Origin of the sequence: Paucisalibacillus algeriensis, from assembly GCF_000577245.1 — a bacterium.
In the GTDB taxonomy this organism is placed as follows: Bacteria; Bacillota; Bacilli; order Bacillales; family Amphibacillaceae; genus Ornithinibacillus.
Window position 1 is genome coordinate 197,842 of the sequence record NZ_CBYO010000001.1, and the last position, 16,232, is coordinate 214,073.

15 protein-coding genes are annotated in these 16,232 nt (G+C 37.2%); 8 read left to right on the top strand and 7 right to left on the bottom strand.

Annotated features, from left to right (window positions below):
- Positions 1-2: 2 nt before the first annotated feature.
- Positions 3-1,604 (bottom strand): amidohydrolase, encoded by a 1,602-nt coding sequence (locus tag TY11_RS00820; protein ID WP_042142019.1) that lies wholly within the window; start codon positions 1,602-1,604, stop codon positions 3-5.
- A gap of 222 nt (positions 1,605-1,826) precedes the next feature.
- Here TY11_RS00820 and TY11_RS00825 point away from each other — a divergent pair, with 222 nt between their 5' ends.
- The 4 genes from TY11_RS00825 to TY11_RS00840 all read left to right on the top strand — a co-directional run bounded on the left by TY11_RS00825 (position 1,827) and on the right by TY11_RS00840 (position 6,418).
- Positions 1,827-2,654 (top strand): ABC transporter ATP-binding protein, encoded by an 828-nt coding sequence (locus tag TY11_RS00825; RefSeq protein WP_042142020.1) that lies wholly within the window; start codon positions 1,827-1,829, stop codon positions 2,652-2,654.
- Positions 2,655-2,772: 118 nt separating this feature from the next.
- Complete coding sequence (locus TY11_RS00830) at positions 2,773-3,381, top strand: nitroreductase family protein (RefSeq protein WP_042142021.1); 609 nt, start codon at positions 2,773-2,775, stop codon at positions 3,379-3,381.
- Positions 3,381-4,385, top strand: coding sequence for an ABC transporter substrate-binding protein (locus tag TY11_RS00835; protein ID WP_042142022.1), 1,005 nt, complete (start codon positions 3,381-3,383; stop codon positions 4,383-4,385). Before TY11_RS00830 ends, TY11_RS00835 begins: the two co-directional genes overlap by 1 nt.
- A 5-nt stretch (positions 4,386-4,390) precedes the next feature.
- Entirely contained in the window at positions 4,391-6,418 is a 2,028-nt protein-coding gene (locus TY11_RS00840; RefSeq protein ID WP_042142023.1) for an iron ABC transporter permease, read from the top strand.
- A gap of 96 nt (positions 6,419-6,514) precedes the next feature.
- Here TY11_RS00840 and TY11_RS00845 read toward each other — a convergent pair whose 3' ends face one another.
- The 3 genes from TY11_RS00845 to pdxS all read right to left on the bottom strand — a co-directional run bounded on the left by TY11_RS00845 (position 6,515) and on the right by pdxS (position 8,626).
- Positions 6,515-6,904 (bottom strand): DUF2500 domain-containing protein, encoded by a 390-nt coding sequence (locus TY11_RS00845; RefSeq protein ID WP_042142024.1) that lies wholly within the window; start codon positions 6,902-6,904, stop codon positions 6,515-6,517.
- 128 nt (positions 6,905-7,032) lie between these two features.
- Positions 7,033-7,620 carry a pyridoxal 5'-phosphate synthase glutaminase subunit PdxT gene (gene pdxT / locus TY11_RS00850; RefSeq protein ID WP_042142147.1) on the bottom strand — a complete coding sequence of 196 codons (588 nt, stop codon included), beginning with the start codon at positions 7,618-7,620 and terminating at the stop codon, positions 7,033-7,035.
- Between the two features lie 118 nt (positions 7,621-7,738).
- Positions 7,739-8,626: a pyridoxal 5'-phosphate synthase lyase subunit PdxS gene (gene pdxS / locus TY11_RS00855; protein WP_042142025.1), complete on the bottom strand. Its 888-nt coding sequence runs from the start codon at positions 8,624-8,626 to the stop codon at positions 7,739-7,741.
- Between the two features lie 131 nt (positions 8,627-8,757).
- Between pdxS and pdxR the strand changes: the two genes are divergently transcribed.
- Entirely contained in the window at positions 8,758-10,188 is a 1,431-nt protein-coding gene (pdxR, locus tag TY11_RS00860; RefSeq protein WP_042142026.1) for a MocR-like pyridoxine biosynthesis transcription factor PdxR, read from the top strand.
- 283 nt (positions 10,189-10,471) lie between these two features.
- Here pdxR and TY11_RS00865 read toward each other — a convergent pair whose 3' ends face one another.
- Both TY11_RS00865 and TY11_RS00870 read right to left on the bottom strand, forming a co-directional pair.
- Positions 10,472-12,379 carry a vWA domain-containing protein gene (locus TY11_RS00865; protein ID WP_042142027.1) on the bottom strand — a complete coding sequence of 636 codons (1,908 nt, stop codon included), beginning with the start codon at positions 12,377-12,379 and terminating at the stop codon, positions 10,472-10,474.
- 14 nt (positions 12,380-12,393) lie between these two features.
- Positions 12,394-13,266 (bottom strand): AAA family ATPase, encoded by an 873-nt coding sequence (locus TY11_RS00870; protein WP_042142028.1) that lies wholly within the window; start codon positions 13,264-13,266, stop codon positions 12,394-12,396.
- 98 nt (positions 13,267-13,364) lie between these two features.
- On the opposite strand from TY11_RS00870, the gene TY11_RS00875 reads away from it, so the two are divergent.
- The 3 genes from TY11_RS00875 to TY11_RS00880 all read left to right on the top strand — a co-directional run bounded on the left by TY11_RS00875 (position 13,365) and on the right by TY11_RS00880 (position 14,747).
- Complete coding sequence (locus TY11_RS00875; protein WP_042142029.1) at positions 13,365-14,006, top strand: N-acetylmuramoyl-L-alanine amidase; 642 nt, start codon at positions 13,365-13,367, stop codon at positions 14,004-14,006.
- A 47-nt stretch (positions 14,007-14,053) separates the two neighbouring features.
- Positions 14,054-14,146, top strand: a complete 93-nt coding sequence (locus TY11_RS21160; protein WP_491630649.1) for a glycine zipper domain-containing protein — start codon at positions 14,054-14,056, stop codon at positions 14,144-14,146.
- A 178-nt stretch (positions 14,147-14,324) separates the two neighbouring features.
- Positions 14,325-14,747: a transposase gene (locus TY11_RS00880; RefSeq protein ID WP_042142030.1), complete on the top strand. Its 423-nt coding sequence runs from the start codon at positions 14,325-14,327 to the stop codon at positions 14,745-14,747.
- A gap of 104 nt (positions 14,748-14,851) precedes the next feature.
- On the opposite strand, the gene TY11_RS00885 is transcribed toward TY11_RS00880, so the two are convergent.
- Positions 14,852-16,207, bottom strand: a complete 1,356-nt coding sequence (locus tag TY11_RS00885; RefSeq protein WP_042142031.1) for an alpha/beta hydrolase — start codon at positions 16,205-16,207, stop codon at positions 14,852-14,854.
- Positions 16,208-16,232: the final 25 nt, after the last annotated feature.

Genomic DNA, 16,232 nt, shown 5'->3' on the forward strand with positions numbered 1-16,232 from the left:
ATTTAATCCTTTTCATAAACTACTTTTCCATCTACCATAGTAAAAATTACATTGGTAGACATAATCTCTTCAGGGGGAACACTGAATAAATCACGGTCTAAAACAATCAAATCAGCTAGTTTTCCAATCTCCAATGTACCTAATTCTTGTTCACGGAAAGCCCCATAAGCTGGTCCAAATGTGTATGCTCTTAAGGCATCTGCTAATGTTACTTTCTCATTTTTATTCCAACAAACATCCGCATCATCAAGTCGAGTAACTGCACGATAAATAGCCGTTAATGGATTTAATCCAACTACAGGATAATCACTACCATATACTAATGTAGCACCAGCATCCTTTAAGGTTTTCTGTAGCATATAGAAATTCATGCGTTCCTCTCCAATTAAATTTTGGAAGACCTCATAGGAGGAGCCGTTTATATGTTCTGGTTGGATGGAGGCTAATACTCCTAATTCCCCAAACCGTGGAATATCTTCTTCTTTAATCATTTCGATATGTTCAATAGCGTGTCTTGCATCTCGTTTTCCATTTTGTTGTTGTGCTTCTTGAAAAGTATCCAATGCTAATTTAACCGCTTTATCCCCGATACAATGGAAACGAACACGGAAATTTTCCTTGTCTGCTTCAACTGTCCATTTTTTAATTAAATCTTCAGGAAAAACAGTTCCTCCAAAAGTCTCTGGTTTATTAGTATATGGTTCCTCCAAATACGCAGTATAGCTAGTAATTACGCCATCAATGAATTGCTTGAAACCAGTAAACTGAACCATATTGGAATGATACATGTCTCGAAGTCTTTTTGCTTCAGATATATCTCCATTTAATGGAGCAACAAAATGAACCCGCGCAGTTAGTTTTCTTTTTTCTTCAAAATCTGCATAAATAGTAGCTTCCTCTGTGCTCATTTCGGGTAATCTTAGTAAATCGTGAACAGAGGTGACACCATATTGTGCAGCTTCTTGCAAAAACTGTTCTAATAGCTGTTCTTTATGTCTTGTATCCATTGGCATAGCTCTTGTTACTATCCCGACTGCATGTTCTAATAATAGACCAGTGGGTTCACCATTCTCATCTATGACTACCTCCCCAAATTCGGGATTAAGGGTTTGTCCATTAATCCCTGCCAACTCCAACATGGTAGAGTTTACCCAAACACTATGGAATTCAGCTTGATAGAGTATTACTGGACGATTTGACACTGCTTCGTCTAAATAACGTTTATGCACAATTCCATTGTCCAGCCAAGCATTGTTATCCCATCCACTTCCAATAATAATGGGGAGGTCTGGGTTCTCTAATGCATATTTGCCTACGAGATTGGCAGCTTCTAACGCCGAAGTTGCAGCTTGAAGCTGAACACTATTCGTTAACATGCTACCTAATAATAAATGAATATGAAAGTCATGAAATCCGGGCATGATAAGTTTATCACCAAAATCATGTAGCTTGGTTTTTTCTGAGATATAATGATTTATTTCCTCTTTTTCAATCACGTTTATTATTCTATTTTGACGAATTAATATAGCTGCTGGTACCGGTTGGTCAGTAGTTCCTGTAAACACTTTATTTCCAGTGATTACGATATCAGATGATAAGGACATGGGATCTTTCTCCTTTTAATAGGTATCATATTTAGTATTATATTCTAGTATATATTAGATTCATGAACATTTAAAAGATGAAATCCATTCTAAATGAAAATGATTATCATTGACTATTAGGCTAATACACCATACACTTAGGTTATGATTAATAAGAAAAAGCTATATAATATATAGATGTAATAAAAGATTACGCAAGCAGGATGTAGAGGAGCGAATCCAATGCAGACATTATCGACAAAGGACTTATCGATCAGTTATGGGGATAAGCTTATCATAGATGACTTAAATATAACGATTCCAAAGGGGAAAATCACTGTTCTAATCGGTGCAAACGGTTGTGGGAAATCTACACTATTAAGGTCAATGGCACGTCTGTTAAAACCGAAAAATGGTGGCGTTGTGCTAGATGGCCAAGATATTGCCAAAATGAAAACGAAAGAAGTGGCGAAAAAGCTTTCCATATTACCACAAACACCTATATCACCTGAAGGTATTACTGTTTTAGATCTCGTGAAACAAGGAAGGCATCCACATAGAGGTATTATTAAGAAATGGACCAATGAAGATGAAGAGGCAGTACATGAGGCACTTGAATTAACCAATATGATTGATTTAAAAGACCAGAGCGTAGACTCTCTATCTGGTGGTCAAAGGCAACGTGCTTGGATAGCGATGACATTGGCACAACAGACTGAAATTATGTTGTTAGACGAACCAACCACATATTTGGATATGACCCATCAAATTGATGTACTAGACTTATTATATAATTTAAATGAAAAAGATGGGCGCACCATTGTTATGGTCCTGCACGATTTAAACCTAGCATGTCGTTATGCACATCATATAATTGCGATTAAAGATAAAAAGGTGAGTTCTCAAGGGAAACCCGAAGAGATTGTTACCTGTCATTTAGTGGAAGAAGTTTTTAGATTAAAATGTGATGTTGTATTTGATCCTATTTATGGTACACCAATGTGTATTCCACATGGAAATGGACGCCAAATACTCCCAGCAATCTCCAACATTAAAAGAAATAATAGTTAAACCATCCATTGATGGTTTTTTTATTTCGAGGAATAATAAGAATATAATTGACAAATACAAAATACCAATTATAATAAAGCGTGTGATAATGAGAATCATTTTCAATTAATGGGCGGTGATGATAATCGACGTAAGAAAGGTAATACGTGAGAGGCGTACGATTTTAGATTATAAACCAGAAAAAGTTGGCCAGGAATTACTGTTAGAGATTATGAATGGTGCTGCTTATGCACCGAATCATTATATGAAGCAACCTTGGAAAATAAGAATTTACGAGGATGATGCAAGATCATCCTTTGGAGAAAAGATAGTCGATAGTTACATAAGATTAGGATACTTGAAAACATTAAGTGCTGATAAGCTTCAACAAGCACGGCTTGCGTATGATAGATTTTTCAAATCAGTTCCGCATCACATTCTATTTTACATAGAAAAAGAAGACAATGGATATTTGGACGATGAAAATTTTGCTGCTGTATGTGCATATATCCAGAACCTTCAATTACTTGCTTGGGAAAAGGGAATAGGGAGTATGTGGACAGCGAAAGAAACGCTTCGTGATAAGATTTTTATACGTGATATCGGACTTTCGCCTGAAAAACATAAATTGGTAGCAGTCGTACAGATTGGTTATCCAAATAAAGTGCCAAAAGGAAAAGAAAGAACTCCAATTGAACATAAAATCGAATGGGTAAAATCAGACTTAAAGGTGGAGGAGCGTGTGTGATGAAAAAATTAGTAATGTTTTTAGGATTAGTTTTAGTCGTGTTGTTAGGAGCTTGTGGTTCTACCAATGATTCAAAAGATAACGAGTCCAGTGAAAAAGATACGGATTCAAATATGGAAGAAAGAACTATAACAATAGAAGACGCTTATGGAGAACAAACAATTGATGGTACTCCTGAACGTATCGTTGTTTTAGAATGGTCATTTGCGGAACATTTACTTGCACTTGGGATTCAACCAGTTGGTGTTGCTGATTTAGATGGATTTCATCAATGGGTAAATATTGAAAAAGAATTTGACGATTCTGTAGTAGATGTGGGTACTCGTCAAGAACCAAACTTAGAAGCGATATCCAGATTGAATCCAGATTTAATTATTGCAGTGGATTTTCGCCATGAACAATTTATTGACAGTCTAGAAGATATAGCACCTGTTGTCACTTTTTCTCCATATGGGGAAGAAGCAGTTAAAGATCATTATGCAAATATGATTAATGAGTTTAATACGGTAGCTAAGATTGTGGATAACGAGCTCGAGGCAAAAGAAGTACTAACTGATTTAGAAAGCTTTACAGAAGAACAGAAACAACGTGTGACTGATGCCAATATTGAAAGTTCAACCTATCTTGCAACCCAAGCATACTCATCTCAAAACACGCCAGTTATTCGACTGTTTACTGATAACTCAATGGTTGCAAAAATTATGGGCAATTTAGGATTTGAAAATGCTTACCAATCTGATAAAGCTGAAATATATGGCTACAGTGAAGTAACAGTTGAAACACTGCAAAACTTCCAAGATAAAAATCCTCAGTTCCTTTATATTGTTCAGGAAGAAGATAATATCTTTGAGAATCAGTTAAAGGGTAATCCTGTTTGGGAGAAATTGAGCTTTGTGCAAAATGATAATATGCATGCATTACCTGGTGATACATGGACATTTGGTGGTGTACTATCAGCAAAAGTTTTAACCGAGCAACTTGTTAATGCTATGGTAAAAGAGTGATTTGAATGAATATATCTGTTCAAAAATTAATAAAAGCGGTTCTTACCTTTGGTGGTGGAACCGCCCTTTTATGTATATTAACGTTTATTCATCTTAATCAGGGGAGTGTTGCTATTCCGCTAGGTACTATTATGGACGCAATTTTCCAACCAGAGGATAACTTAGCACATTATACTGTAAGAGGCTTGAGACTTCCACGTGCGGTAATAGGTATTGTTGCTGGAGGAGCTTTAGCTGTAGCTGGAGTTATCCTCCAAACTGTTACACGAAATCCTTTAGCATCCGCAAGTACATTAGGAATTCATTCTGGTACATATTTTGCGGTTGTACTTGCTACAGTATTCTTCCCGGCCTCCTTAATGGGGAATGGGATTAGTATTGCTTTTTTAGGTGGAATCATTACTTTTTTTATTGTATACATCTTATCTGGTGGTAATAAAGCGACACCAGTACGTATGGTCCTAGCAGGAATGATAGTTTCTCTTTTATTTTCATCTTTAACTAGTGTACTTCAAATCTTTTATGAAAATGAAACTGCGGGACTATTCTTATGGGGGTCTGGTACACTTGTTCAAAATGATTGGTCTGGTGTCCAGTTTTCACTTCCGATTGTTTTGGTTGGGTTAGTTTTACTCCTATTAATGACAAATCAATTAAATACGCTGTCACTAGGCGATGATGTTGCAACTGCTTTAGGGCAAAAGGTAGCTTTTGTTAAGATTACCTCGGTTACTTTAGCTGTATTATTAACTGCTGTAACGGTTAGTGTAGTTGGTCCAATTGGGTTTGTTGGTTTAGTGGCACCACATATTATTAAGCTAATTGGTTATCGAAAGCATTTGCCATTATTAATTGCCTCATTTATTTGGGGTGGAAATGTTTTGTTGTTTGCAGATGTCTTAGCTCGGATAATAGATCCTTCCTTCTCAGAACTTCCAGTCGGTTCCATTACCGCACTTATTGGAGCACCTTGGCTAATTTATTTGGTGCTTAAAATGAATAAGACGAAATATGGAGAAGAGAATACATCCGTAATTGCAGGGAAAAGTGCATCAAAATATTCATTGCCTACTGTTCTAACTGTTTTAGGGGTTTCCATATTGATGGTACTAGGAATAAGTTTGGCATCTGGAAACTATGGGTTTGAGCCCATTCTGACATGGCAGGCTTTTTTCGGAGATGGAAATGAATTTATGCAGAATTTGGTATTAGAAATTCGGTTGCCTAGAGCATTAGTAGCTTTGCTTGCGGGGATGGCCTTGGCAGTAAGTGGTTTAATTTTTCAAGGAGTGTTACGTAATCCACTGGCAGATCCTTCAGTGATTGGGATTACTTCTGGTGCTGGTGTTGGTGCTTTACTCACGATGTTTGTGGTTGGGGTATCTGCAGTTTGGATTCCGGTAGGGGCAATCATTGGGGCATTTTTATTTTTTATCCTTATCATGATATTAGCTATACGAGCTAAGTTTCAGCCAACTATTCTTGCACTACTAGGTATTGGGATTTCAGCTCTTGGTTCAGCAATTATACAAATTTTAGTTGTACAATCAGATTTAGCCGTAGCATCAGCTTTAACTTGGCTTTCGGGTTCTACATATGCTAGAGGCTGGGCGGAGTTCTTCCAATTATTAATTTGGCCGATTGTGATTCTATTTCCAATTCTGCTATATCGTCTAAGAGGAATGGATATATTAGCATTTGGGGATGATACGGCGAAAGGATTAGGTGTAAACGTGATGTCTACCCGTTTCGAGTTAGCATTTTATGCAACTGTTTTGGCTGCATTTAGTGTTGCGGCAGTGGGGACAATTGGTTTTGTGGGATTAATTGCTCCGCATTTCTCTCGATTATTAATGGGTCCTACCAGTCAGCGTTTATTGCCTGTAACAGCATTAATTGGTGGCATGGTATTAGTAACTGCAGATTTATTTAGTCGTACGGTATTAGCGCCAAATGAAATTCCTTCAGGGATATTGGTTGCAATCATAGGGGCACCTTACTTTCTATGGTTGATGAAGCAGCGAGCAATGTGAAAAAGGACTCAGGCGTTAAATACCAAAATAATTAGATTAAATCGATAAAGTGCCAGGTACCACGAACAATTTGTCATTAGGGTGCCTGGCACTTTTCTATTCTCTACTTCTTTCAAATCCTAAAAATCTACTACCCTGAAATGTAAGAATACCAAGGTCATTCTCAGCGATCTGACCATATTCTCTAGCGGATAGACGAAATTCTTGTCTGTCACCACTATCAAATTCAAATGTTGCGTAATATGTAGTACTCGTATGTCCATGGTGGTCATTGCCGTGATGATGACTTACATTAGTGCGCTTGCTTTTAATAATAGCTGGTACTGACAATTGTGGAGATTGTTCATTTTTCCTCCACTCTGAAACCCCTTTAAATGCTCCAGTAATAAAGACTAGTAAAATTATTATAAAAATAAGACCGAAAATTATAGGAAATAAATCTTCAAAAAAACTAAAACCTGGATCCATTGAGTAACCCATTTCCATTCTCTTCCCTCCCCAAGAAAGTTATACATAATATACGAATTGTAACAGGGAAAGTTTCATTGGATTATAAGTTAGTATGCGTAAAAAACAAACCAAGTGGAATTATACCTTTTGGTTTGTTTATTTCCTTAATTTGTCGCAGTCTTCCGAGAATCTTTCACCATTTCTACAAAAAGCTGTAGAAATCTGGTATCTCCAGTGAGTTCTGGGTGGAATGCACTTACTAAAATATGGTCCTGTTTAGCAGCAACGATATTATTCTCATAGGTAGCTAGTACATCGACGTTTGTATATGCCTTCTCAATATAAGGTGCCCGGATAAAGACAGCCGGGTAAGGTATTTCCATACCACTCACATCAAGTTTTGCCTCAAAGCTTTCTACTTGTCTACCAAAGGCATTTCGTTTTACACAGATGTCCATTAAACCGAGATGACCATCGTGTGATTCGGATAGTTCTTTCGCAACCAATACCATGCCAGCACAAGTTCCAAAAATAGGTTTATCGTTGGCACTAAACTGTTTTATAGGTTCGAAAAAACCGTATCGATCAATTAGCTTTCTCATAGTAGTGCTTTCCCCACCAGGAAGAATCAACCCATCAATGAGTTCTAATTGTTCTGGATGTTTAATAATAACACCGGTACAGCCTAAAGCTTCAATTTGTTTTATATGTTCTTGAATAGCACCCTGTAGCCCAAGAACACCAATCTTCATACGGTTCATAAACTCACAACCTTTCAACAAAATCAATTGGTGCCTGGAACCTTATTTTTCATTCGACATAACTCGGGAAGTGGCACCCTAAAACCAGGCTCCAGCAGCATACAAAGGGCTACCAGCCGCGTTCTTGCATTCTTTCTTCTTGGCTTAGTTTGGCAATGTCTATGCCTTTCATAGGCGTTCCTAGTTCTTTAGAGAGTTTTCCGATTAGGTCATAGTCATTGTAGTAAGTTGTTGCTTGGACAATGGCACTTGCAAATTTTTCTGGACTATCTGATTTGAATACACCAGAACCAACGAAAACACCATCTGCACCTATTTCCATCATTAGTGCGGCATCTGCCGGTGTTGCAACACCACCTGCAGCGAAGTTTACTACTGGTAATTTTCCAGCATCTTTTATTTGTCTTAAGATTTCATAAGGTGCGCCTAGATTTTTAGCCTCTGTCATTAATTCATCATCACTCATCAAAGTAACTTTACGCACCTGTGCTTGAACCATACGCATATGACGTACTGCCTCTACAATGTTTCCTGTCCCAGGTTCCCCTTTTGTCCGAAGCATAGAAGCACCTTCACCAATACGTCTTGCTGCCTCACCTAAATCTCGACAACCACACACAAATGGTACAGTAAAATTACTTTTTAGAAGATGAAATTCCTCATCGGCAGGTGTTAATACTTCACTTTCATCAATATAGTCTACACCCATCGCTTCTAATACACGTGCCTCCACAATATGACCGATACGTGCTTTTGCCATAACTGGAATGGTGACGGCACTCATCACTTCCTCGACTAGCCGTGGATCTGCCATTCTAGCAACACCACCAGCTGCACGAATATCGGATGGTACTCGTTCCAGTGCCATTACTGCAACAGCGCCACTTGCTTCAGCAATCATTGCTTGCTCTCTATTGACAACGTCCATAATGACGCCACCCTTTTGCATTTGAGCCATTCCTCTTTTTACAACCTCAGTTCCTAGTTGTCTTTCCAAATCTAACACTCCAATCGATTCATTTAGTTGATTAATTTTAAAATTTTATCTTATTATAGTAGGTAGTTGGCATTGTTGAAAGTGTCAGATTAATAGACTTTGATGATGCCAGTTAAGGGGGATTAGTAAATATGGATATGTTATCTTGTAATCTGAATCGAGAAAATGAAATACCACTGTATGAACAATTGTATGCATTTATTAAAAATGAAATCTTGGAAGGGCGGATCCCGTATGGGACGAAATTACCATCAAAGCGGAAGTTAGCTGAATTTCTTAAAATAAGCCAAAATACAGTGGAAACAACATATGACCAATTGGTAGCGGAAGGCTATGTGGAGGGAATAGCAAGAAAAGGATATTTCGTTTTGACCTATGAGGATTTAGAGTATGTTCAAACAGCTAATCGACAGGAAAAAACTCCTAAGCAAAAGAATCAAGAAATCCGATATGATTTCCATCCGAGTAAGATAGATACAGAAAACTTTCCCTTTGTAAAATGGAGGAAGTACACCAAAAATATGTTGAATCAAGAACATCAGTCCCTGCTTTTAATGGGAGATAGGCAAGGGGAATATGTGCTAAGAGAAGAGATTGCAAATTATCTCTATCAAGCTAGAGGGGTCCACTCTTCACCAGACGATATTATTCTTGGTGCTGGGGTAGAAACTTTATTACAGCAGTTGATTCTGTTGCTAGGACATAAGGTATCCTATGGTGTAGAGGATCCTGGTTATCATGTGATTTCTAGTATTCTTAAAAACTATCCGAATGAGGTTTGTTCACTTAAGGTGGATGATAGCGGGGTTCAAGTAGATTCTCTTGAACACATAAAGATCGATGTACTATATGTAACCCCCTCTCATCATTTTCCATATGGTTCCGTGCTTTCGGCAAATAGAAGAATAAAACTATTGAACTGGGCAGCCAATCGAAGCAATCGCTTTGTTATAGAAGACGATTATGACAGTGAATTTCGCTATAGTGGAAAGTCCATTCCTTCCTTACAGAGTATGGACCAAGGTGGAAAAGTGATTTATCTAGGAACTTTTTCAAAGTCATTGATTCCTTCGATTAGAATAAGTTATATGGTACTTCCTAAAGGATTGATGGAGCGCTATCAGAAGGAGTTATCATTTTTCCAATGCACTGTATCAAGGATTGACCAGCATATTCTAGCACAGTTTATGAAACAAGGGGAATTTGAAAAACACCTTAACCGCATGCGGAAAGTTTATCGGAGGAAAATGGAGACAACCGTAGAATTATTAAAATTATATCCAAAAAAAGTAAAAGTAGCAGGAGATATATCGGGTTTTCATGTTGTATTAGAAGTTAATAACGGTATGGGTGAAGAGGAATTGGTTACAAGGGCAAAACAACAGGGTATCAAAATATACCCACTATCCACCTATACGATGGAGAAACAAAACAATACCCAACCAAGAATCATATTAGGATTTGCAGGAATACCCGAAACAGCACTCGAAGAAGCAATTAAACTACTATTAAAAAGTTGGAATATGGTACCTGTCACTCCTCGAAATTTGTCGGAGGAGTAACAGGCTTTTCATTAAAACATATTTAGGTAATATTTGATCATGGCATCAGAAATTGCGTCAGCCATAACACGGGCTAGTCTTTCTATTTCTTCATAGACTTGAATGTATTTCTCATATTCTTTATTTATCATGAAAACAGCTGTGCTAATGCATAATAATTATAACCAGGTTGAAGTGTTGGAAGTATCCCACTTTCTCTTCACTCCCCATTAACATAAATATGCTATATGCTATTCGGGGAAAGGGAGGTGGTTCGACATAATTCGGGAAGTGACAGGCACCTCTACACCAATTTCAGTAGGAGTTTCTTCAACAGGGGGGCAAAGTGGTCTGGCAGTTCTTGGACGCTTGGGACCATGACCCGTTCTCTTCCGTATATATTTTGCATGGTTAGGTCTTGGCGTTCTTCGATTTCTCCATTGGCTAGGAACATACCAATAACGCTAATTCCTTTCTTTCGTGCTTCCGTTACGGCTAGATTCGTATCCACAACGCCATTTTGGTCGTAATTTGCAGCGGCGGGCTCCCCATCAGAGAATACAAGTAAAAACTTATGCTTTTCTCTTCTATCCATAAGTTCCTTTGACATGACCCTAATGCTAAATCCATCCCTGTTATCTTCCTCTGGTTCCAACTGCATAATCTTTGGTCCATTTTGCTCGTAAAACGAATCGGTAAATGAATGAACTCTGTGCAGGTAATTAGGTTGATAATCTTCCTTGACCTCATTTGCATCCTCCCAAAATCCAACAATGGAATGAGGGATTTTTAAGTGCTTTAATACCTCATGGAAAAGCACAATTCCACGTTTTGTCTCCGCCATTTTGTTATGCATAGACGCAGAGCAATCCACGAGCAACGTAAATGCCGCATCAAATTCCTTGGAATCTTCATGCTTTTTGTAAAAAACTCTTGGATTTTCCTCTAATACGATAGGTAGTAGTTTCTTAGATAACCTGCCGAAAATAAGGTCCTGTCTAGGCTGATTCTTTTTATGCTCAATGGTCTTCTCAATCGTCTTCGCTAGCTTTCGTTTATATGGCTCTATATCTGCTACGAAAATCTGATAAGTTTCCATATCGTCATTAGTAGGTTTTGTTGCCACTTTATCAATTTTTACAGCATCCTTATTTTCCTCGCCAAATTCATCAGACTGGCCACCCTTATGAGGTGTCTCTTCTTTTTCCAGTGCTTCCATTTCAGAGTAGTCATTTTGCTTACTTTGACTTGATGCACCTTGAATAGAAGCCATTGCTTGGTCACCATCTTCGGTTTCGCGAGCACCTCCCCCTAAAATACTTGTTTTCGTACCTTGCTCTAGCTCAAATTGAAGGAAGTTCTGCTTGCGATTTTCATTTTTATTTTCACGGTGCCAAGTGGAAAATTCTTGATCAAAGTATTCACTTTCATCTTGGTCCACCATCTCAAAATCACAATTTGCAAGAGGATCTGTTCGAGTCAGTTCATCAAATAATGTATTTTTTTCGTAGCGTTCTATATGACTGACAGGGAAGACAAAGTACTCATTTAATGTATCCTTATATCCCGATAGCTGAAATACGATTTGTTCGGCAATTCTAGCTGTTTCAGAGGTGGTTCTTGCTTCAAACACTTGAAATAGAAGTGATTTAAGCTCTTCCAACTGTTGAATCTGACTAGTTGTTGCCTTTGGAAAAGCAGGCTCAGGATTGTCTGCTGCAAGTTGCAGGTAAATTAAACAAAAGAGTTCATCTAATTGGAAATTTCGATTTGCATTAACGACTAATTGGGTTCCAAAATAATGCTGGTATGCTTTTCTTCTAACTGAAAATGCTTGTACAGTCCCAGGTCGATCATGCTTAATAATTTCCTCTAGACGGAGATCTTCAAGCAGAGCAAATAATTGATAAGCAAATTTAGGCAAGTGGGATTCAGTGATGGATTCCACGAAAACTTTCATCTCCGGTAAAGTGGAATGTCTCAACGTACCAAGTGCACGTAGGTAAACATCTGTCTTAAGACCAGGTTCTTTAATGCTAGGATTGGTATTATCCCAAAAGCTACTGGCCGTGAGTTTATAATCGACAAGATCGATCAATGAACCATAATTATAGTCGAATTTTAGATCCACATCACCAGATAAAACGGTAGCAAGGTCTTGAAGCTGTAAGAAAAGATTTGTATCGACCCTTGCATCATTAAAGACATGCATGCTAATTCTCCTAACTAAAAATAAGTTTCCGTTAAGTTCTTCACAAATTCCCTTTCTCTTTCCTCATCTAGCTTGTCCACAATAGAACGAAGGATAGCACGTTTTGGAGGGATAAGTACACTTAAATCACAAGCATCTAATAAAGCTCGAATGGATGCGGCATCCTCAGAAAGCTTTCCCTGTGTGACAGCTTGGATTAAGTCAGAAGACAATTTCACAAATAGGTTAACCATTGTTTCATCCGTCAACTTTGTATTCGACTGAATTAGCTGTTTTAATTGTTGCCCTTCAATATAAGGAATCTCTAATACGATAAAGCGGTTTTTTAAGGCTTCATTTAATGGCACCGTTCCAATATATCCTTCATTTATTGCTGCGATTACACCAAAGCCGCCAGTTGCTGTAATTGTTTCATTGGTGAATGGATTCGTGATGGTTCTCCGGTAATCGAGTACACCATTTATTAAGGGTAGTGTCTCTGGCTTTGCCATATTTACCTCATCAATGTATAAAAAAGTACCATGTGTCATCGCGTTGATGACTGGGCCTGGAATAAATTCGATAACCTGTTTCTCTCCTTGATAGGCCAATGTTTTAAAACCGAGTAAGCTTTCTGCATCTAAATCGACGGAACAGTTCACACTAAACATAGGTTGGTTAAACAGGTTGGAAAGTGTTTCAGCAAACTTTGTTTTACCAGCTCCTGTAGGACCCTTTAGTAAAATGTTTTTTCCCATACTTAATGCGGTAATGGCATCCATAAGTAAATCGATGGTTGGTGGCATATAACCACCTGGTCTAATTAACTCCTGAAATGTATCGGGACTGTTTCTTTTTTGATTTAAAAGATTAGTGATTTCGTTGGGTAATGGGTAGTTTATATTCATAGATGTATCTCCTTTCCTCCAACACATTGTAAGCTTTTTTTTGGTGAATCACAAAAAGAATGGTTAAGAGGTAGTAATCATAACTGGGGAGGACCCTTATGAGCAGAAGAATCATAACAAGTTTATTCCTACTAGCATTCATACCATTTTACTCTATATCCGCTCAGTCAAAAGATGCATTATCCACTAAAGAACTCCCTTTAGGAATTCAATATTCTGAAACGAGAATAAAGCCAATAACACATATTGTTATTCATTCTATTAGTAATATCGAGTCGAAGCCAGATTCTCCATTTAACATTGTAGATATATACTTTTTATTAGCAGAGTATGGGGTTTCCACACATTATGTAATTGGCCGTGAAGGCGATATTTATCAATTCGTATCAGATAATCGGGTTGCTTACCATGCTGGTAGAAATAGTTTACCCAATCTTCCATTCTTCGACCATGACATGAATGAGTATTCGATTGGTATTGAATTAATGGGAATCGGCACAAAAGATGAATTAGTCCCTAGTATTTCAGAGGAGATTTACAATAACCTTGATCCTAGTTTTATTGGATTCACAGAAGATCAATATAACTCACTATCGTTATTATTGGATACTCTGCATAATCGATATCCAACGATTCCAAAAGATAGATATCATGTAATTGGACATGACGATTATGCACCGAAAAGAAAGGTAGACCCCGGGAAGTTATTCAATTGGAGAAAGTTAGGCTATGAAAAGTGAAACATAGGGCTACGTATAATCGTAAAGATATGTGTGGGGTGAGGAGGATGAGCGAAAAGAAAAGCAAAAAGTATAATGGCGGTGGAATAGCTCTCGGTATTGCGTTGGGTGTCGCTTTTGGAGTTGCATTGGATAATTAGCCATTGGCATTGCGATAGGAATTGCTATCGGGGCGGGAAATAATGCTTCTAGAAGGAAGGATTAACATAATAATTTCTCAGTGCTGTGTCTTGTAATGAATGTGTAATGGTGCATATAGTATGATAAATCTATCTCACTTTGAACTAAGGTAACTTTTCAGTAATAGGGGTGATGGGGTTGGAAAATAGACAGCCATACAGCCGATATAGTAAACAGATAAAATTAGAAGCGATTCGACGTGTTCTTGACGAGGATCAACCTGTTCAAGAGGTCATCCAAGACTTAGGCATTAGACATCGTGATAACGTTTATGAATGGATTAAAAAATACAAAAAAGAAGGCCCTAATGCCTTTGAACGATCTATTCATCATGTGGAGAAAACAAGTAATGAATATTCGGTTGAAAAACAGATTGAAGAATTAAAAATGGAAGTAGAGGCATTAAAATCTTACTTGCAAATGATTCTTCAAGGGGAAGAGGAAAAGTATAAAGCAATTGAATCCTTGAAAAACCTTTATCCAATCGATGCACTTTGTAGTGCTTTGGATGTACCTAAGGTCGAGTTTTTAGAATATAGACAACGCTCCCTCAATAATTAGATTAATAAAGATAATAAATCATGTATTAAAAAAAATTATCAAAAAAGCTTGGGGTTTACTAATTGTCCCAAGCTTCCTTTTGTATTAACTGATTGTAATATTTCTTATCTCTTTTTCATCAACTTAGAAATTGCGTGAATCCTAATATCAATTTCTTGTTGAATGGAAAGCAGCCAGTCATCGTACATATCAAGAAACATTCTTTCCTGATATAAGTGAGATAGTTCATCAAATAAAGCTTTTTTTCTAATGGGATTTATTTCGACACTGCAAACTTGAAGTAGGTGCATGTAGTTAGATAGGTCGAAAGATATGTCCCCAACTAAACTAATCTGGTCACGGCCAATTTGTAAATGTGATTCTAAATTATGCTTTTGTAAAATTCTTTTCAAATGATTAAGTGCGACTCGTAAATTATTCTTTGCACTATTTAAATCATTTTCCCTCCAAAATTCTTCAATCAAATCTTCTCTTGTAGAAGGATTATGATAAGCAAGATAGGCTAATAAATTTTTTGCTTTACGTTGATTCCATTTTCCTTCAACCGCTACACCTTTGTACTTTACGGAAAAACCATTCAGGATATTTATTTCAAACGTATTAAATGGCTTTAATAGTAGATCTTCATAGTTGTTTGTAAATTCTTGTTCCATGATCGCATTGAAGTTCCCGTTAATTCCTTCTTTAATGAAATGTCCAACCAGAGTGATAAAACTAGAAGGGTTATCTAATGGAACGAGGTTAGAGGAATTAGGTACGATATAGTTTACGGAGTTTTTTAAATAATTTTGATAGAGATTGTTCTGCTGGGTTGGAAAAAGTGGATCTTTATCACCTTGAATAAGCAAAACTTCTTTATCAATGTGTCTTAAGTCATCTAGTTTTACCGTTTCAGCAAGCATCTTCAATAAGTTGAAATAAGTGGTTTGTTCAACTTTTGCATAAGCCATGAGTAGTAAAAATTCTGTCTCAGGTGTGAGGTTATAAACAATTTGATGAATCATATTCTTGGTAAGCTCGGACATATTACCGTCAGTGACAAGATTTTTCCGTTTTTGTAATTCCTTTTGCGTAATAACTTCTGGAAAATACATGTAAGTAGAAGTAAGAATGAGCTTTTTTACCTTTTCTGGGTATGTCTCATTGAACTTAATAGCTAAGTTGCCACCAAACCCTAGACCAACCAAATGGAATTTTTCCAGACGTAGTTCTGATTGTAAAGTATGGAAGTCTTCTATTAACAGATCCCACGTGATATGATCGGTTTGACCTTTAGTTGTGCCGTGACCTCTCAAATCGAATGTTAGAATATGATAATATTCTTGTAAATAAGGGATTAGTGGATCCCACATTGTTGAGTCTAAACCCAGACCATGAATTAAAACGATATACTCTGTATTCTTTTTTGGGGAATTATATAAATTATAGTTTATATCTATCTTTTCTAATTTTAAACGCATTCGTGTATAATTCTCCTGTTAGTTG